Origin of the sequence: Streptomyces sp. WMMB 714, assembly GCF_900090125.1 — a bacterium.
GTDB classification, from domain to species: Bacteria; Actinomycetota; Actinomycetes; order Streptomycetales; family Streptomycetaceae; genus Streptomyces; species Streptomyces daqingensis.
On the sequence record NZ_FMHJ01000008.1, the window covers coordinates 253,436 to 272,462 of the forward strand.

13 protein-coding genes and 1 riboswitch are annotated in these 19,027 nt (G+C 71.8%); of the genes, 10 read left to right on the top strand and 3 right to left on the bottom strand.

Going from position 1 to position 19,027, the window contains the following annotated elements; all coding sequences use genetic code 11:
• The first annotated feature begins 30 nt into the window (after positions 1-30).
• From H181DRAFT_RS17000 to H181DRAFT_RS17020, 5 genes are all read left to right on the top strand, one after another.
• On the top strand, positions 31-2,154 hold the full coding sequence (locus H181DRAFT_RS17000) for a TIR domain-containing protein (protein WP_254666879.1): 2,124 nt from the start codon (positions 31-33) through the stop codon (positions 2,152-2,154).
• A gap of 202 nt (positions 2,155-2,356) precedes the next feature.
• Positions 2,357-2,486, top strand: a riboswitch (cobalamin riboswitch).
• Between the two features lie 52 nt (positions 2,487-2,538).
• Positions 2,539-4,098 (top strand): ABC transporter substrate-binding protein, encoded by a 1,560-nt coding sequence (locus H181DRAFT_RS17005; RefSeq protein WP_045865321.1) that lies wholly within the window; start codon positions 2,539-2,541, stop codon positions 4,096-4,098.
• Between the two features lie 17 nt (positions 4,099-4,115).
• Positions 4,116-5,048 (top strand): ABC transporter permease, encoded by a 933-nt coding sequence (locus tag H181DRAFT_RS17010; protein ID WP_254666880.1) that lies wholly within the window; start codon positions 4,116-4,118, stop codon positions 5,046-5,048.
• A complete protein-coding gene (locus tag H181DRAFT_RS17015) occupies positions 5,045-5,905 on the top strand; it encodes an ABC transporter permease subunit (RefSeq protein WP_078895787.1) in 861 nt (286 codons plus the stop codon). Before H181DRAFT_RS17010 ends, H181DRAFT_RS17015 begins: the two co-directional genes overlap by 4 nt.
• A complete protein-coding gene (locus H181DRAFT_RS17020; protein WP_074467906.1) occupies positions 5,902-7,572 on the top strand; it encodes an ABC transporter ATP-binding protein in 1,671 nt (556 codons plus the stop codon). The genes H181DRAFT_RS17015 and H181DRAFT_RS17020 overlap by 4 nt, the downstream gene beginning before the upstream one ends.
• 402 nt (positions 7,573-7,974) lie before the next feature.
• Here H181DRAFT_RS17020 and H181DRAFT_RS17025 read toward each other — a convergent pair whose 3' ends face one another.
• From H181DRAFT_RS17025 to H181DRAFT_RS17035, 3 genes are all read right to left on the bottom strand, one after another.
• Entirely contained in the window at positions 7,975-8,961 is a 987-nt protein-coding gene (locus H181DRAFT_RS17025) for an ABC transporter substrate-binding protein (RefSeq protein WP_045865324.1), read from the bottom strand.
• Between the two features lie 65 nt (positions 8,962-9,026).
• Complete coding sequence (gene fes / locus H181DRAFT_RS17030; protein WP_254666881.1) at positions 9,027-10,361, bottom strand: enterochelin esterase; 1,335 nt, start codon at positions 10,359-10,361, stop codon at positions 9,027-9,029.
• A gap of 5 nt (positions 10,362-10,366) precedes the next feature.
• Positions 10,367-11,512 (bottom strand): glycosyltransferase, encoded by a 1,146-nt coding sequence (locus H181DRAFT_RS17035; RefSeq protein WP_045865326.1) that lies wholly within the window; start codon positions 11,510-11,512, stop codon positions 10,367-10,369.
• A 156-nt stretch (positions 11,513-11,668) separates the two neighbouring features.
• Here H181DRAFT_RS17035 and H181DRAFT_RS17040 point away from each other — a divergent pair, with 156 nt between their 5' ends.
• From H181DRAFT_RS17040 to H181DRAFT_RS17060, 5 genes are read left to right on the top strand one after another with little or no spacing between them, the layout of a single operon-like run.
• Positions 11,669-15,388, top strand: coding sequence for an ABC transporter ATP-binding protein (locus H181DRAFT_RS17040; RefSeq protein WP_078895788.1), 3,720 nt, complete (start codon positions 11,669-11,671; stop codon positions 15,386-15,388).
• Positions 15,389-15,393: 5 nt separating this feature from the next.
• On the top strand, positions 15,394-16,461 hold the full coding sequence (locus tag H181DRAFT_RS17045; protein WP_045865327.1) for a glucose-1-phosphate thymidylyltransferase: 1,068 nt from the start codon (positions 15,394-15,396) through the stop codon (positions 16,459-16,461).
• A 10-nt stretch (positions 16,462-16,471) separates the two neighbouring features.
• Positions 16,472-17,431, top strand: coding sequence for a dTDP-glucose 4,6-dehydratase (rfbB, locus tag H181DRAFT_RS17050; RefSeq protein WP_045865328.1), 960 nt, complete (start codon positions 16,472-16,474; stop codon positions 17,429-17,431).
• Entirely contained in the window at positions 17,428-18,339 is a 912-nt protein-coding gene (gene rfbD / locus H181DRAFT_RS17055) for a dTDP-4-dehydrorhamnose reductase (RefSeq protein WP_045865434.1), read from the top strand. Before rfbB ends, rfbD begins: the two co-directional genes overlap by 4 nt.
• Complete coding sequence (locus H181DRAFT_RS17060; RefSeq protein ID WP_078895789.1) at positions 18,339-19,010, top strand: dTDP-4-dehydrorhamnose 3,5-epimerase family protein; 672 nt, start codon at positions 18,339-18,341, stop codon at positions 19,008-19,010. The genes rfbD and H181DRAFT_RS17060 overlap by 1 nt, the downstream gene beginning before the upstream one ends.
• Positions 19,011-19,027: the final 17 nt, after the last annotated feature.

The following is a 19,027-nucleotide window of genomic DNA, read 5'->3' on the forward strand; positions in this document are numbered from 1 at the left end:
GTCTCTTGACGGCCCAGGGAGGGTCCGTTGGTGACAGCACGGGACCACTCAGAGGCTACGTGGGACATCTTCGTCAGTTACAGCAGCTCCGACGCGCGAACGATCGGTGTGCTTGTGCCTGCCCTGCAGGCAGCCGGCCTACGCGTGTTCGTCGACAACACTGCTGTCGACGACTTCACGTCCATTACCGCCACCATCACGGAGGCGCTGGCTCGGTGCAAAGTTCTGCTCGCTCTGTACTCGGCGGACTATCCGCAGCGACGCGCCTGCCAATGGGAGTTGACGTACGCCTATCTCACGGGACAGCACGAAGGTGACCCACGCCGCCGCATCCTGGTGATCAATCCTGAGCCCTCAGCGGATCACGTCCATCCTGTGGAACTCCGCGATGCCCGATACTGGCCCTGGCCGACCGGGCAGGAGAACGTCGACCGGCTCGCCGAGCGCGCGGCCGCCCACATCGCCTCGATCACCACACCCATGGGAGACCGGGCCCACGCCCCCATCGTCCCGTGGCTGCCGGCGCCGGCCCGCACCGGTTCGGTGCACTTCACCGGCCGCCTTTCAGAACAATGGCGCATCCACACCGCGCTTCACCGCCACCGTGCCCCCCTGGTCGCCCAGACAGGCACCGGACGGGCGGCACAGCTCAGGGGTATGCCGGGCATCGGCAAGACCCTGCTCGCTCAGGAGTACGCGCTCCGCTTCAGTTCCGCCTTTCCTGGCGGGATCTTCTGGTTCGACTTGCAGCACTGTGCTGAGTCGAGCCCTGCGGAGGTCATGGCCACCTACACGGATCAAGTCTCCACCGTGCTCTCCGCCCTCGGGTCGGAAGCCTCTTCCGCCTCCCTGCCAGGGCTGCTGAGCCACCTCGCCATCACTCTGGGGGAGGGAGACTCCCCCTGCCTATGGGTCGTGGACGGTATTCCGAACGGCCTGTCCGACGAACAGCTGCACCTTCTCCGCGGACCGCACTTGCTCTGCGCGACACTGGTCACCACACGTTCCCAGCACTACACCTCATTCGCAGAGTGCATCGACCTACCGCCCCTCGGAGATGCCGACGGGTTCCGCCTGCTCGCATCCCAGCACACGCCCAAGAACGATCTGGACCGCGCTGCCGCGACCGCCCTCGTCCGCGACGTCGACGGTCATCCGCAGGCTCTGGACCTCCTTGCGGGACTTGCCGCGCACAGCGACTTCACCCACCTGCGCAACAGGCTCCACGCCCCCGGGACCGATGTCCTGACAACGTGGCGGACTCCCACCGGCAACGGCTCCTCGGATCCCCGCATACATTCGGCCGTACTCCTCTCACGGCCTCTGTCCGGTCACCTCCCGACCGACGACGTCCTGCGAGTGTTCGCCCTGGCCAGCCCGGCACCGATGTCGCAACCAGCGCTGGAGAACGTGCTGTCCACGATCAGCTCCTACGACCCATGGGATGTGACCGCCCTCGTCGCAGAGGCGGTCGAGACACTGCTCGGTTCCGGCGCCCTGCGTCCGGACCCGACGGAGAACCGGTCCTGGACCATCCATCCCCTCGCTGCCCGCGCGGTGCGCCGCCACGACACTGACACCGCCAGGCAGGAAGACCTCCGCCGCATGCTGCTGCACACACTCGCACCGACGCTGCCCACCGCCGGCGCCGGAGGATCCACCACGGCGCATCCGGCCACCTCGCCGGCTCTGCGACCAGTGGAAGCCACCGCACCCCGGGGCACCATCGAGCAAGCTGCGGCATTCGACTTGCAGGTCGAACTGGTCACCCGAGTCGGAGTCCAGCCGCTCGCGCCGGGCCAGGGTTCACTGCGGGAAGCCCTCACCTCGCTGCACTCACTGTTCGCCACGACACGCGACGTGCTGCACCGCATTGCGAGCGAAACAGCCGGGCCCATCGCGCTGCCAGGCATTGCCGCGAACCTCGCCAACGAGCATCTACGCCCCTTCCTGGCGACCTGGCACCCTGCTCTCCAGGAACACGAAGTCCTGCGCCCGCCCGACATCAGCCTCGTCGCACATGAACGGCAGTGGGAACGATCCGCCGAGATGCGTGCCGAACTGGCCAACCTCCGCACCCCTCTGACCTCGGTGGCCAAGGAACTCGCTGCGCTTTGCGGAACCGACCTTCTCGCCGGTTCCTCGACTCCATGACCCGTCCAGCGCTGTGGCCGGAAGAGTTCCCGGGTGTTCGTCATCCTCGTGCCGGTCGGATGCGGCCTGACTTCCGGATTGCGAGGGCGGGGACGCAACAGGCCCGTGGGTCCGCAGCTCGATCAGCTGAGAGGGGGAGGCCGTGCCCGGCGGGCGGGGGCGTGCCCGCCGTGGGCCACAATGACGGGGCAGGGCGACGGGGATCAGGAAGCCGGTGCGATTCCGGCACGGTCCCGCCACTGTGACCGGGGAGCGGACCCCAGCATGGCCACGGCTCGTGACGTACGGGCTGGAAGGCCGGGGCGAGCGGCGATCCGGGAGTCAGGAGACTGACCCGTCGCCGGTCCACCGACTGGGGCGAGGACACCCCGGGAAGGATGCACGATGCCGACTCGTGCCGCTGTACCGGCAGTCAGAGGACGAGGACCGGGCAGGCGCAGCGTCGTGGCGGGTGCCGGGGCGGCGGCAGCCGCCGCGACGGGCCTGCTCGGGGGATGCTCCTCCGAAGGGGGCGGCGGGAGTTCAGGCCGGTTCCGTGCCGCGTTCACCGCCGGAGGCTCGCAGGAGACACTCGACCCGCACGTAGCGCCCAACTTCGTCGACCAGGCCCGCGCGAAAGCACTGTTCGACACTCTCGCGACCTACGACGACGACATGTCGGTGCGTGAGCGCCTCGCCGAGTCCTGGGAGAGCGACTCCTCCGGCCGGCGCTGGCGCATACGTCTGCGCAGGGCCTCTTTTCACGACGGCGAGCCCGTGACGGCGGAGGACGTGCTCTACAGCTACCGGCGCGTCGCGGACCCGAAGACCGGTTCGCCGTCCCAGCAGCTGCTGTCCGCCGTCGACTTCGGCGACAGCCGCGCCGCCGGCGCCCGTGAGCTGACACTGGTGCTGAAACGGCCGGACTTCGAGTTCCCCATGGCGTTCGCAGGGCCCGGCACGGAGATCATCCCGGCCGGCACCACCGGCTTCCGCCACCCGGTGGGCTCGGGCCCTTTCCGGTACGGCTCGTTCAAGCCCGGCGGGGTGGCGCGCTTCCGCCGCTGGGACGGCCACTGGGCGGGCGGGGGGCGAATCGGCGAGCTGGAGATCGTGCCCGTGAACGAGGAGTCCGCACGCGTCAACGCGCTGCTGTCCGGCCAGGTGCACTACGCGGCCGACATCTCGGGGCCCTTCATCGACCGCCTCGAAGAGGCCCCCGCGGTACGCGTGCTCACCTCCCGCCAGGCCACGGCGCAGCAGGTGCTGCTGCGGACCGGACGTGCGCCGTTCGACGATCCGAAGCTGGTGGAGGCCGTGCTGCTCGGAGTCGACAGGGAAGCTCTCGTTCGCGTCGCGCTGGCGAACCGGGGCACGGTGGGCAACGACCTGTTCGGGAAGGGATTGCGCGGCTACCCGCCGGAGCTCCCCCAGCGGAAGCGCGACGTGGAGCGGGCCCGGGAGCTGGTCCGCGATGCCGGCGCGGAAGGGCTGTCCTTCACGCTGGAGACCAGCACGGTCGACGCCGCATGGGAGTCGGCGTCCACGCTGATCGCGCGGCAGCTGAAGGAGGTCGGCCTGCGCGTCACGCCGCGTACGCGGGCCTCCACCACGTACTTCAGTGAGATCAAGGAGAAGGGCGTCGCCGCCCTCAACACCACGTCCACACTGCCCGTTTCGGACTTCCTCCAGCAGCGGATGCGCAGCGGTGCCGCGCGGAACCTGACCGGGTTCCGTTCCGGCCGGTTCGACGAGCTGATGGACCGGGCGCGCTCGACCCGCGACGAGAACGAGCGGCTCGGGCTTCTCCACCGGGCGCAGCGCATCGCCCGCGAGGGGTCCGGCATGCTCGTGTGGGGGTTCTCCGACGCCAACGACGGCGTCTCCTCGTCGGTCGGGGGCTTGCGCCCGGCCGTCCCCAACTCCCACTTCTGGGCACGCTTCGACGACGTCGAACTGGGCTGACGGTGCGCCGCTATGCCGTGCGCAGGAGCGTGCTGGCGGTCGCCCAGTGCTTCTTCGCGCTCCTGGTCGTCTTCGCGCTGGACTCCCTGGTGCCGGGGGACACCGCCGACGTCCTCCTAGGGGATCACGGGAATCCGCAGCAGGCCGCCGCGCTCCGGGCGAAGCTGGGCCTCGACGAGCCGGTCTGGCAGCGGTTCTGGGACTGGCTGGGCTCCCTGCTGGCCGGTGACCCCGGCCGTTCACTGGTGACGGGCGTTCCCGTCGGCGACGAGCTCGCCGGGCGGCTGGCCGTCTCGGTGGTGCTGGCGCTCCCCGCCCTGGCTCTGGTGGCGGTACTCGCACCGCTGCTGGGCGTCGCCACGGGGCTGCGGGAGGGCACCCGGCTGGACCGGGCGCTCAACACGGCGACCGTGCTGCTGCATTCCGTGCCGGAGTTCGTTCTCGGCATGCTGCTGATCGCCGCGCTGTCCGTCGCCGCGGGTCTGCTGCCCGCCACCGCCGCGGGGCTCGACGCGGTGGGCCTGCTCGGGCAGCCGGGTGTGCTCGTCATGCCGGTACTCGTCCTGGCCGCACGCCAGTTGTGCGATCTGGCCCGGCAGATACGCGTGGGCACCGCCGAACAGCTCCGCAGCGCCCCGGCCGAGCATCTGCGGCTCCTGGGGCTGCCGGAGCGGCGGGTCGTGCTGCGCCACGTACTGCCCAATGCCCTCGCCCCCGCGACGCAGCAGTTCGCCCGCTGCGTCGAAGGCCTGCTCGGTGGGGCGCTGGTGGTGGAGTCCCTCTTCAGCGTCCAAGGCGTCGGCACCGGCTTCGTCCAGGCGGTGCAGAACCGCGACACTCCTCAAGTGCAGTCCTACGCCCTGCTGTTCGCGGGCACGGTCGTCGTGGTGAACCTCGCGGGCGACCTCCTCTCGCAGAGGCTGGCGCCCCGCAGGGAGGTCTGGGCATGACGCAGCGCGCGGGAACGCCGCCCGTTGGACGAGACGTCTCCGGTCGCGGTCCGGCGGTGACGGCCGGAGGGCTCCTCGCGTCGGTCCTGCTGGGTCTGCCGGTGCTGGCGGCCGTGCTCGGGCCGCTCGTGGCGGGGCCCGTGGGCCCGCCACCGGACTCGACGGCTCTCCCGTCCCGACCGCCCGGCCCGGGGCACCCGTTGGGGACGGACGTGCTGGACCGGGACGTGCTGGCGCTCGTCCTGCACGGCGGGGGCTCCGTCCTCGGCGGGACGCTCGGCGCTCTGCTGCTGTGCTACGCGGTGGCCGTCCCGCTCGGGCTGGTGGCCGCCGGGCCGCGCAGGACGCTGGACGAGACGGTGATGCGGGCCCTCGACCTGCTGCTGGCACTGCCCGGGCTGATGCTCCTGCTGACCCTCGCGGCCACCGGGCGCCGCGGATGGGTGTGGCTCGTCGTGGTCGCCGCCGTGCTGCAGGTGCCGTCCGTCGCCCGGCTCGTGCGGGCGGCGGCGCTGGCGCCGGGATGCCGCACCGTGGTCGAGGCGTTGCGGATGCAGGGACGCGGCTGGGCGTACGTCCATCTGCGCCATCTCACCCGTGAGTTGGCCGGTCCGCTCGCCACCGACGCCGGAGCCCGCTTCTCCGGTGTGCTCTACCTGATGGCCTCCGCGAACTTCCTCGGCCTGGGGCTGCCTTCGTCCTCACCGGACTGGTCGGTGCTCATCCAGCGCAACAGCGACGCGCTCTTCACCCAGCCCGCGGCAGTGCTGGTCCCCGCAGCGCTTCTGATGTCGCTGTGCGTCGGTGGAAACCTGTGCGTCGACCGGGCGCTGGCCCGCTGGAGGGCGGCGGTTTGACGTCGCACGCGCCGCTGCTGGAGGTCCGCCGGCTGTCCGCACACGCCGAGGCAGCGGCTGATCCGCTGCTGCACGACGTCTCACTCACCGTTCCGGCGGGACGCGTCGCCGCAGTCGTCGGCCCGTCGGGCAGCGGAAAGACCACACTGGGGCTGGCCGCGCTCGCCGCGTCCCGGCCCGGCGTCCGGCTGCAAGGCGAAGTCCTCCTCGGCGGCCGGGAGTTGCTGGCGCTCGACGAGCCACGCCGTCGGGCACTGCGGTCCGGGGCGGCCGGGCACCTGGCGCAGCACCCCGAGACCGTACTGGATCCCCTGCACCGCGTCGGCCGTGCTCTCAGGGAGCTCGCAGCCCTGCGCCAGGAGCCGCCCGGCCGCCGCTCGGAGGCCGTCCGGTACGCCCTGGAGGCAGCCGGGCTGCCGCAACCGGAGATGGCCAGGAGACTCCCGCATCAGCTGTCGGGCGGCGAACAGCAGCGTGTGGCGCTCGCGTCGGCCCTGGTCACCGGGGCGCGGCTGCTGGTGCTGGACGAGCCGACGAGCGGCCTCGACCCCGTCGCGACGTCCGCACTCACGCAACGGCTCCGGGCCCTCGCGGCCGACGGCGCGGGTGTTCTGCTGCTGAGCCACGACCTGGCACTCGTGCGGGAGCTGGCCGCCCACGTCACCGTGCTGGAGCGAGGACGCGCGGTGGAGCAGGGGCCCGTGGACCGGGTGCTCGGTGCCGGGGCCGACTCCGCGCATCCGCTGACGCGCGGACTGCTCGCGTCGGAACGCCGCACGGCGTCAGGAGACGGACCGGCGGAGGTCACCGACGGGCCCGGCGGCGCCGAGGGCGTCGTGGCCGCGGAGGTCGCCGTACGCCCACGCCGTGGACGCCCTCTGCTGAAGGGGCCCGTCACGATGTCCTTCCCGCCGGGCAGCACGACCGCCCTGATCGGACCGTCGGGCTCCGGGAAGACGACATTCGGGCGGCTGCTGGCCGGACTCACCGAGGCGACATCCGGTGAACTGCGGCACGGCGGCTCCCCGCTGCCCGGCCGTGTCGAAGCGCGGAGCCCCGTGCAGCGCAGGGCCGTCCAGTACGTGCACCAGGGCAGCTCCGAGTCCTTCGAGGCCGGCAGGCCGCTCCTCGGGCAACTCGCCGCAGCAGGACGGCTGCTGCGCGGCATGACGGCTGCCGCGGCGGAGGCGGAGGCACGCGCGACAGCGAACCTTCTCGACCTGGACGAGGCACTGCTGGACCGGGCGTCCGGGCAGCTCTCCGGTGGCCAGCTGCAACGCTGCGCCCTGGTGCGTGCCCTGCTGGCACGCCCGGCACTGCTGGTGTGCGACGAGGTGACGTCCGCGCTGGACGTCATCTCACGCGAACGCGTGCTGGGGGCCCTCCCCGGACTGCTGGCGCCCGCCCGCACCGCGCTGCTCTTCATCAGCCACGACCTGCACGCCGTACGGGAACTGACCCACCGGGCGGCCGTCTTCGAGGGCGGACGCTGCGTCCGGCAGGGCACGGTCGCCGATCTCCTGCGCTCTCCGGACTCCGGCGCTCCCGCCGCCACGGACCATGACTCAGCGGGACGCAGCGGTGCGGAGCGGAGCCGCTCCGCACCGCTGGAATCCGCACCGCTGGAATCCGCACCGCTGGAATCCGCACCGACGGAAGGGGGCTGAACGCGGGTTGGTCCCGGTGGCGCGCCCGCGGAGTGGCGCGGGGCATGCACTCGCCGGGCCGCGCGCGGTCAGAGGCCGGTGCGGCCGGTCGCCCAGAACGGCTGGGTGCGGGCGGCGCGGCGGTCGAGGCCGTACTTCGCGCGCAGCGCGTGGCGTTGACGCTGTATCGAGCCGCCGTGCCCGGCGAGGTGGACGTCCGCGGTGCGAGTGCGCGGACGCCCCCGGCGGCCTCGTCGAGCCCTCGTCGTGCCCCTCGTCGTGCCCCTCGTCGAGTGCGGCACGTCGTTCCCGCGCCCGGGCCGCACCAGCACGCGGGCCCGCTCACGGCACCGGGCCGGCCGCCCGCCGTCGGGTGGCAGGCCCGCGACGGACGGCCCGGCGGGCGGCGGGTCCCGCCGCGGATCAGGGAGTCAGGTTCCGCTTCACGTCCTTCAGGACGGTCCGGGCCGCGATGGGGCCGCCCGCGCTGTTCCAGGCGGAACCCTCGATGACCGCCACGTGATCCCGCTCGACCGCGTTCAGTCGCTCGAAGTTGGGGACCTTGCGCGCCTCCTTCAGCGCCTTGCGGCCCGAGGCGGCGTCCTCGAGTGTGCCGAAGAAGAGCCAGTCGCCGTCGATGGTGTCCAGCTTCTCCAGGCTCACCGGCTCGCTGCGACCGAGGCTCTCGCCCTGCTGGCCCTTCGGCCGCGTCAGCCCGAGGGCGGCGAGCGTCGAGCCGACGTGTCCTTCGCCCTTGCCCACGACCGACGGTCCGCCCTCCTGCCAGCGGATGACGCTGGTCTCGGCCTTGGCGTTGCTGCCGAGCCCGGAACGTGTGCCGCGCACGTCTTCTTCGAACTTCTCCAGCCACTTCTCCGCCTTCTCGCGCTTGTTGAGCGCGTCGGCGGTGGAGAGCAGCGCCTTCTTCCACCCGGCTTTGAGCTCGGCCGTCAGGACCGTGGGGGCGATGGCGCGCAGCTTGTCCATGACGCGCTTCGAGCCCACTGTCTCGTCGAGCAGGATCAGGTCGGGCCGCAGCCGGGCCAGCTTCTCCAAGTCGGGCTCGGCCACTGTCGCGACGATCTCGGCCTTCCCGGCCTTCTCCGTCAGGTAGCTCGACACCGTCTGCTGGCCTCGTCCGCTGGTGGCTCCGACGGGCTGGAAGCCGAGCGAGAGGGCCGCGTCGAGGGTCGGCTCGCTGAGGGTGACCACCCGCTCGGGAGCGGCGGGCACCTTCACCTCGGTCCCCTTGGCGTCCGTCACGGTCCGGGTGCCGGAAGCCTCCTTTCCACCGGCTTCGGCGCTCGTGCCGTCCTGGCCGGTGCCGCACCCGGCCAGGAGCAGCGTCCCGGTGACGGCTGCGGCGGTGAGCGAGCTGAGTCTGTGTGCGGGGAGGCGGGATGACGTCATGGAAGGGGCTCCTTGGCTCGGTTGTCCGGTGTGTGAGGTGGAAGGGACGAAGGCGGTACGGGAGGTCACCGGGCGGAGCGCGGGCCGAGCAGGGCGACGAGCCCGTCGGCGAGTGCTCCGCTCCAACAGGCGTAGTCGTGACCGCCGTTGAACTCGGTGTGGGTGACGGAGTAGCCGCGTGCACGCAGGCGTTCCTCCAGCCGGCGGGCCATTTCCGTCATGACGCCCTCGTGGAGGCCGGTGTCCAGGCGGATCCGGACGTCGCGCACGGGCCGCTCGGTGAACTGCCGGGTCAGCCACTGGTCGCCCTCGGAGAAGCCCGAGGGGATGCCCGGGCCGACGTCGGGGTGCCACCACAGCGACGTGGACTGGGCGATGACGTTCCCGACGCGCGTGCGGCTCTGGGCGAGTGCGGTGAACAGTGCCGTCGTACCGCCGAGGCTCTGGCCCGCGAGGGCAGTCCGGGAGGGGTCGTCGCTCAGCGACCACCGGTGGACGGCCCAGGGGAGGAGTTCGGAGGTGAGGAAGTCGACGTAGGGCGTGCGACCGCCGAACTCGCCCATGCGCGTCGCGTTGTCGACCGCGTCCGGAGCGACCACGGCCAGAGGCCCGAGGGCGCCGTCGGCGTGCAGGTTGTCGAGCACGTTCTCGAACTGCATCTGCCCGAACCACATGTCGCCGTCCAGCAGGAGCAGCACGTCGGGGGCCGGGCGCTCAGCCCCTTTGGTGCCGGGCGGCAGATAGACCCACACTTCGCGCTCGGCACCGAGAGCGCCGCTCGTGAACGTACGGCGCTGCACCGTTCCCCGTTCGACGAGGGGCCGCCGCGCCCGCCAGGGCTGCGGAGGCGCGTCGGGGAGCGCGAAGACCGAACCCTCGGGGCCGTGCCAACGTGTCGCGATCGGCTCGGGGTTGAGCGGGTCGCCCACCGAGTGCGCGGCCAGCGACCGGAGGTGCTCCTCATCGACCTGCACGACCGGCGAGTCGTCGGCGGCGATGCGGTACGAGCCGCGGTGGTCGCTGCGCAGCCGGTAGGTGAAGTACCAGACGTCGGTGCCGGGCAGTTGCCGCATCAGCCCGGAGGTGTGGTCGGAACGGTCGATGAGGCGGTTGACGAGCAGCAGCACCCGCCGGGTCGTGGGCCCTCCCCGCCACAGGAACGTGACAGCCCGGTGGTGCGGGTCGCCGGGGACGGGTTCGATCAGCGGCGTTCCCGCGGCCTCGGTCTCCGTCCAGAAGTCGGCGAGCAGACTCTCACGGGTAGGGGTCGTCCCGTGGCTGCCGAGGTCGGCGGCCAGCCGCATCACCCGGGGACTGTCCGTCACGCCGGGCGCGGCGGGGTGGTGCTCGCCGGGACCGCGGCAGGGTTCCGCCGGGGGGCGCTCCGGAACTTCGTGCACGGCGCTCATCGGGCCCGCCGCTGGGTGAGGGCCAGCTCGGTCAGCCGTCCGACGCTCTCCGCGGGGCTGGGCATCGCCGCCATCTCCGCCGCCACCTCACGTGCGTTCTCGCGCAGCGAACCGTCGGTGAGCAGCTGATGGATGAGGGCGGGTGAGAGGTCCTGCGGGTCCTCCGGCACGAGGCCGCAGCCGCGCTCTCGTACGGCGGCCGCGTTGGCGGGGCGGTCCGCGCCCTCGCCGAGGACGATCTGGGGGAGCCCGGAGTCCAGCGCGGTGAGCGTCGTACCGGCGCCGCCGTGGTGCACGACGGCGTCGGACGCGGCGAGCAGGGCGCCGAGGGGCGTCCACGGCACGGTCCGCACGTTGTCGGGCATCGGTCCGAGGCCGGCGGGGTCGGCGCCGCCGAGGGCGAGCACGAACTCGGCGTCCGTCTCACGTGCGGCGTCGACGACCCACTTGACCGGGGAGACGCCGTCGACCACCGGGCGTACGGTGCCCAGGGTGACGGTGACCCTGGGCCGCTCACGTGGTTCGTAGAGCCAACCGGGCAGCACGGCACCGCCGTTGAAGGGGACGTACCGCATCGACCAGCGGCGCGGCTCGTCCGTGCGGCTCATGCTCGGCGGGGTGACGTCCAACCAGGCGGACACCGGTCGCGGCCCGTCGAGGCCGTGGCGCTCGTACGCGTCGGACAGGGCGTCGTTCATCATCCGCACGTGGGCGCCGGTGTGCCCGAAGCCGACGGCGTGGAGAACGGAGGGTATGTCCAGCCGTGCCGCGAGGAGTTGGCCGACCACGCCGTTGGGGGTGTGCACCACGAGGTCGGGCCGCCAGTGGCCGGCGACCTGGAGCATGCCGTCGGCCATCTCGTCGCTGAAGAACGAGAAGCCCTTCCCCTTGGGGGGCCGGCCCGCCTCGCCGGGCGAGGGGGGCTTGCCCTCCCGTCTCTTCTCCATCTCCGCGTACAGCGCGTCCGGGTCGATGCCGGGTGCGCAGTCCACAGCGAGGAGCCCCGCCTCCTCCGTCCTCCGGGCGGCGGCGCCGCAGGTGCCGACGAGTACGTCGTGGCCGCCGGCCTGGAAGGCGTGGGCCAGCGGGATCATCGGATAGAGCAGTCCGAAAAAGGGCGGACCGGCGAACAAGACACGCATCGAGACCTTCTTCCTGCTGGTGCGTCACCGGTCCGTTCACGCCGTCGCGGTCGGGGCCGGGGTTACGCCCGGAGCGTCCACTCCGGGCTGATGAATGTGGCCGAGGTCACGCAACACATGTGGCGACCTATACTTAGGTAAGCCTAAGCTAACCATGTGCCCAGTAGATCAACAACACCCCCGTCCTGGCTCCGCCGCCTCGCGGCCGCCTGCCTCCAGCACCGGCGACTCACGCTCGTCGTCGTCCTGAGTTCCGTCCTGGGAACAGGACTTGAGGCGTTCGGCCCCCTCCTCGCGCGACTCGCCGTCAACGACGCCGTCTCCGGACAGACCGGCCGGATCCGCCTGCTCGTCCTCGGGCTGGTCGCACTCGCCGCAGTGCAGTTCGGCGCCGAGTTCGCCCGCCGCTTCGTCGCGGGCAAGCTGGCACTCGCGGTCCAACACCGGCTGCGCACCGCCCTGTTCGACTCCATCCAGCAGTTCGACGGAGCGAAGCAGGACACCCTCCGCACGGGGCAGGTCGTCTCGCGTGCCAACAGCGACCTGCAACAGGTGCAGATCATGCTCGGCATGCTCCCGATCCCGATGGGGGTGACCGCCCTCTTCGCCGTCTCCGTGAGCGCCATGCTCTGGCTCTCGCCGCTGCTGACGCTCGTCTCCCTCACGGTGATCCCGGCCCTCGCGCTGGTCACCGCGCGAAGCCGCCGACGCCTGGTGCCGGCGACGCGCGACGCGCAGGCCCACGCCGCGAAGATCGCGGAACGCGTGGAGGAGAACGTCACCGGCGTCCGCGTCGTGAAGGGCTTCGGGCAGGAGCAGCGGGAAGTCGACCGCCTCTCGCACGCCGCACGCCGCCTCTTCGACAGGCGGATGCGCGTGGTGCGGCTTCAGTCACTGGCCACCGCGTCGATGTCGGCACTGCCGCACCTGGGACTCGTCGGAGTCCTCGCGTTCGGCGGCTGGCTCGCTCTGCGGGGCCGCCTGGACCTGGGTACGTTCCTCGCCTTCGCCGGCTACCTGACACTCCTGGCCGGGCCGGCAAGGCTCTTCGCCAACTTCCTCGTCACCGCGCAGCAGGCGCGTGCCTGCGCGGAGCGGGTGTACGAACTGATCGACGCCCGGCCGGACATCACGGAAGCGGACGACGCCTCGGACGTCGGCCCAGGCCCGCTGGCGGTCGAGTTCCGCGACGTGCGCTTCGGATACGCCCCCAGCGATCCCGTCCTGGACGGCTTCTCCCTGTCGGTGAGCCCCGGCGAGACCGTCGCCCTCGTCGGCTCCTCCGGCTCCGGGAAGTCCACGGTCTCGCTGCTGCTGCCGCGCTTCTACGACCCCCAGGCAGGCGACGTCAGGATCGGGCCCCCCGAAGGGGCCACCGACATACGCGAGTTGAAGCTGGCATCCCTCCGGGAGACCGTCGGCGTCGTCTTCGAGGAGCCGTTCCTCTTCTCCGGCTCTGTCCGCGACAACATCGCCTACGACCGTCCCGACGCGAGCCTTGCCGAAGTGGAGACCGCGGCACGGGAGGCCGGCGCGCACGACTTCGTCAGCGCCCTGCCCGGAGGCTACGACAGCGATGTCGGTGAGCGCGGCAACAACCTCTCCGGCGGGCAGCGGCAGCGCCTCGTCCTCGCCCGGACCCTGCTCAGCCGGCCTCGTGTCCTCGTGCTCGACGACGCGACCTCCGCCGTCGACGCCGCGACCGAGGCCGCCATCCACACCGCTCTGTCCGGGATCACCGGCTCCTGCACCACGCTGCTCATCGCGCACAGGCGCTCGACCCTGCAACTGGCCGACCGGATCGCGGTACTGGACGGCGGCCGGGTCGTCGACACCGGCACGCAGGAGGAACTGGCCGAGCGGTGCTCCCTGTTCAGAGAGCTGACGGCAGGTCCGAGCGACTCGATCGACGAACGCGCGGAGCCCGCCGCCCAGTCCGACGCGGACATCACTCCCGCTCTGTGGCCGCTCCCCCCTGGTGGCACAGGTGAACGGCCCCCCGTGTCGCCCGGCGAGGGGGCGGGCGGCACGGGAGGCGCCGGCGAGGACGACGACCCGCGCCTGGACGAAGACGAACTGCGCGCTCCCCGCACGCGGATCGGTCTCCGACAGCTGCTGAGCCCCGTCCGTGCCGCCCTGCTGCTGGGACTCGCCCTGCTCGTCCTGGACACCGCCGCCACGACCTCGCTGCCGCTGCTGGTCCGTCGCGGCCTCGACTCGGGCGTCCAGGCCGGCGACGGGGACGTGCTGCGGAACTCCGCCCTGCTGGCCCTCGCCCTCGTGGTGAGCGGCTGGGCCGTGCTGGTCATGCAGAGCCGGGTCACGCGGCGAGCCGGCGAGCGGGTGCTCTACGGCCTCCGGGTCCGCGCGTTCGCCAAACTCCAGCGCCTGGGCGTCGACTTCTACGAGCGCGAACGCAGCGGGCAGATCATGACCCGGATGGCCAACGACATCGAAGCGATGTCGGCGTTCCTCCAGTCGCACCTGCTCACCGCTGTCGCGTCACTCGCCACAGTGACGGGCGTGACGGTCGTCATGCTCACCGTGCATCTTCCGCTGGCGCTCACCGCGCTCGCGCCGCTGCCGCTGGTGTTCGTCGCCAGCGCCGTCTTCTGGCGCCTGTCGTCCGCCGCGTACGCGGAGGCGAGGCGGCGGATCGGGGAGGTCAACACCTCACTCCAGGAGAACGTCTCCGCTCTGCGCGTCGCCCAGGCGGGCAACCGGGAGAAGGACACCGCGAACGCCTTCGGCGAACTCTCCGACTCCTACCGCTCCTCCCGCCTGCGGGCACAGCGGTACGCCGCGGTCTACTTCCCCAGCGTCAACCTCTGCTCCGAACTCGCCAAGGCGCTGGTGCTGTTCGTCGGAGCCCTCTGGGTCGCACGCGGCACCCTCGACCCGGGAGTGCTGATCGCGTTCATGCTCTGCCTGGGGATGCTCTTCTCGCCCATCCAGCAACTGTCGATGGCCTTCGACAGCTACCAGCAGGCTGCCGTCGGCCTGCGCCGCACCGTCGAACTCCTGCGGCTGCCCACCCCCGCGGCGGACGAGCGGCCTGCCGCGGCCCTCCCCGGACGGCTGACCGGGGCGGTCGAACTGCGCTCCGTGAGCCACACCTACCCCGGTGCCGCACGGCCGTCCGTGCAGGACGTCAGCCTCCACATCGAGCCGGGACGGACGGTGGCGCTGGTGGGCAGGACCGGTGCCGGCAAGTCCACGCTCGTCAAACTGCTGCTGCGCTTCCACGAGGCGACCAGTGGCCGCATCCTCGTCGACGGCACCGACATCCGCGACTATCCGGCTTCCGGGTACCGCCAGTTGACCGGCTACGTGCCGCAGGAACCGCACCTGTTCACCGGGGACATCGCGAGCAACATCCGCTACGGCCGTCCCGACGCCTCGGACGCCGAGGTGGAGGCCGCGGCACGGACGACGGGCGCGCTGGCGCTGATCGAGTCGCAGCCGTTCGGCTTCCGCCAGCCGGTCGGCGAGCGCGGACGCAACTTCTCCTCGGGGGAACGGCAGCTCATCGCACTCGCGCGGGCCGAACTCGTCGACCCCGGGCTGATGCTGCTGGACGAGGCCACCTCCGCACTCGACCCGGCAGCGGAAGGCGTGATCAACCAGGTCACCTCGGCCGCCTCGGGGCGCCGCACCACCGTCCTCGTCGCCCACCGGCTGAGCACGGCCGCCAAGGCCGACACCGTCGTCGTCCTCGAGGACGGCCGGGTCGCCGAACACGGCGGCCACGAGGAACTGCTGGCCGCAGACGGCGCCTACGCCCGTCTGTGGCGCCATCAGAACGCAGAGGGGCCCGCCACCCCTCGAATCCCCGCAGCCAGGACCGGCGGTACCGGTCCAGTGAAGCAAGGATGATCCCAGTGAAAGCTCTCGTCCTCTCCGGAGGAACCGGCTCCCGGCTGCGGCCCATCACGCACACCGCGGCCAAGCAACTCGTCCCGGTGGCCAACAAGCCGGTCCTCTTCTACGGCATCGAATCGCTCGTTGCGGCGGGTGTCACCGAGATCGGCATCGTCGTCGGGGAGACCGCCGCCGAGATCCGCGAAGCGGTCGGCGACGGCTCGCTCTTCGGCGCCCGCGTCACGTACCTGGAACAGGAGCAGCCACTCGGCCTGGCGCACGCCGTCATGATCGCCCGGGACTGGCTCGGCGACGACGACTTCGTGATGTACCTCGGCGACAACTTCATCGTCGGCGGCATCACGGAACTGGTCGCCGGCTTCCGCCGCGACCGCCCGGACGCGGGCATCATGTTGACGAAGGTCACCGACCCCACCCTCTTCGGCGTCGCCGAACTCGCCCCGGACGGACGGGTCGTGAGCCTGGAGGAGAAGCCCGCCCGTCCCCGCAGCGATCTCGCACTCGTCGGCGTGTACCTCTTCACCCCCGCCGTGCACGAGGCCGTACGGTCCATCCGCCCCTCGGCACGCGGCGAGCTGGAGATCACCGACGCGCTCCAGTGGATGATCGACCAGGACTGCGTGCTGCACGCCTCGACGGTGACCGGCTACTGGAAGGACACCGGCAACGTCATCGACATGCTGGAAGTCAACCGCTCGGTCCTGGAAGGCATGGACAGCTGCGTCAGCGGGACGGTCGACGCCGGCAGCGAACTCGTCGGCCGCGTAAGGGTCGAGGCGGGAGCGGAGATCGTTCGGTCCCGCATCGTGGGCCCGGCGGTCATCGGCGCCGGCACCGTCGTACGCGACGCCTACATCGGTCCTTCGACCTCCGTCGCGGAGGACTGCGTGATCGAGGACAGCGAAGTCGAGTTCTCCATCGTCCTGGACGGGTCGCGCATCGACCGCGCGGGCCGCATCGAGGGCTCACTCATCGGGCGGACCGTCCACGTCACCGGCGCGCCCCGCGCACCGCGGGCGCACCGCCTCGTCCTCGGCGACCACAGCCGCGTCCACCTCACCTCCTGAACGGGAACCCATGCGTACCCTCGTGACCGGAGGAGCCGGTTTCATCGGCTCCCACCTCGTCCGCGCCCTCCTCGGGCCGGAGCGCGGCGACGGCATCGGCGCCGTCACCGTGCTCGACGCCTTCACCTACGCCGGAAACGCCCGGAACCTGCGGGCCGTACGGGACAGCGGCCGCCTCGACGTCGTGCACGGCGACATCCGCGACGCGGCTCTCGTGGACTCGCTGATGGACCGCCACGACGCCGTCGTGCACCTCGCGGCGGAGTCCCACGTCGACCGGTCCATCGCCGCCGGAAGCGAGTTCGCCTCCACGAACGTGCTGGGCACGCAGACCCTGCTGGAAGCAGCGGTCCGGCACGGCATCGACCGCTTCGTGCACGTCTCCACCGACGAGGTCTACGGGTCCGTCACCGAGGGCTCCTGGACGGAGGACGCACCGACCGACCCCAACTCCCCCTACTCGGCGAGCAAGGCGGGCTCCGACCTCCTGGCGCTGGCCTACCACCGGACGCACGGCCTCGACGTCCGGGTGACCCGGTGCTCCAACAACTACGGGCCGCAACAGCACCCCGAGAAGGTCATCCCCCTCTTCACCACCCGTCTGCTCGACGGGCGGAACGTCCCGCTGTACGGCGACGGACGCAACGTACGCGACTGGCTGCACGTGGAGGACCACTGCCGCGCCCTGTGCCTCGTACTGGAGAAGGGCCTCGCGGGACGGACGTACAACATCGGCGGCGGCACCGAGCTGACCAACCGTGAGCTGACGGGAAGACTGCTCGCCGCGTGCGGAGCCTCCTGGGAGCGCGTCGAGCAGGTCCCCGACCGGAAGGGGCACGACCTCCGCTACTCCGTCGACTGGGGCCGCATCCGCGACGAGTTGGGCTACCGGCCCGAGCGGTCCTTCGACGAAGGACTCGCCGAGACCGTCGCCTGGTACCGCGCCAACCGGGACTGGTGGTCGCGTTGACGGGGTGGCTCGTCACAGGGGCCGCGGGCATGCTCGGCCGGGACGTGTCCTCCGTGCTGCGGGAAGCCGGTGTTCCCGCCCTCCGTTTCGAACGCCGGGAACTGGACCTCACCGACGCCGGAGCGGTGACGCGCGTCCTGCACCGAGCGCGGCCCTCCGTCGTCGTCAACTGCGCCGCCTGGACGGACGTCGACGGCGCGGAGGACGACGAGAGCGCAGCCTGGGAGACCAACGCGCACGGCGTGTCCGTGCTCGCCCGCGCCTGCGCGCGTGCGGGCGCCCGTCTGCTGCACGTCTCCACCGACTACGTCTTCTCCGGCGACGCGGACAGGCCCTACCCGGAAGACGCCGCCCCCGGCCCGCGCTCGGCGTACGGACGGAGCAAACTCGCCGGGGAGAGAGCCGTTCTGGAAGCGCTCCCCCATACGGGCACGGTGGTGCGCACCGCCTGGCTCTACGGCGCGCACGGCAGGAACTTCGTACGCACCATGGCCGAACGCGCAGCCGGGGGCGGCACGGCGGACGTCGTCGACGACCAGGTCGGCCAGCCCACATGGACGAGAGAGGTCGCCGCACGTCTGCTGGCGCTGGGGCGCCTGCCCGCACCCGCGGCGGCGGGCGTCTTCCACGCGACCGCCGGCGGCCGGGCCACCTGGTACGACCTGGCACAGGAGGTCTACCGGCTGTGCGGCAGCGACACCGGCCGCGTACGCCCGACGAGCAGCGGCAGCCTGCGGCGGCCCGCACCCCGGCCCGCCTGGAGCGTGCTGGGGCACGGCCGGTGGGCCGAGGTGGGCGAGCCGCCGCCCGCGCACTGGCGGACCGTGCTCGGTCAGGCGTTCACCTCGGTCGTCCACAGCGACTCGGCACAGGGGGCGGCCACTCGGGCACCCCGGGGAGGGAACTGATGCGTCCGCTCGGCATCGAAGGAGCCTGGCTGCACACGCCGCCCGTGCACAGGGACGACAGGGGCGCGTTCCACGAGTGGTTCAGGGCGGAGGAGTTCGCGGAGGCCACCGGAGCCCCCCTCACACTCGGGCAGGGCAACTGCTCGGTCTCGCGGCGTGGCTCGCTGCGCGGCATCCACTTCGCGGACGTGCCGCCGGGGCAGGCCAAGTACGTCACGTGTCCGGCCGGGGCGGTCCTCGACGTCGTCGTGGACGTCAGACGCGGATCGCCCACCTTCGGTCAGTGGGAAGCGGTCAGGCTCGACAGCTCCGCGAAGGCCCTCTACCTCTCCGAGGGCCTCGGCCACGCCTTCCTCGCGCTCACGGACGACGCCACCGTCGTCTACCTGTGCTCGACGGGCTACGCACCGCACCGCGAACACGGCGTCCATCCGCTCGACCCGGCGCTCGGCATCGCCTGGCCCTCCGAGGTGACCCCCCTGCTCTCCCCCAAGGACGCAGCCGCACCGACGCTCGCCGAAGCCGAAGACCTCGGCCTGCTGCCCTCCTACGAGGAGTGCGTGCGCTTCCGCACCGAAGCGCGGGAGACCGGTGCTTCCGGCACTTCCGGTGCTTCCGGTGCTTCCGGCGCTTCCGGCGGCCTGAGACGCTCGGGCCGGGAGAGGGTGTGAGCAGCCTCTCCGCCGTC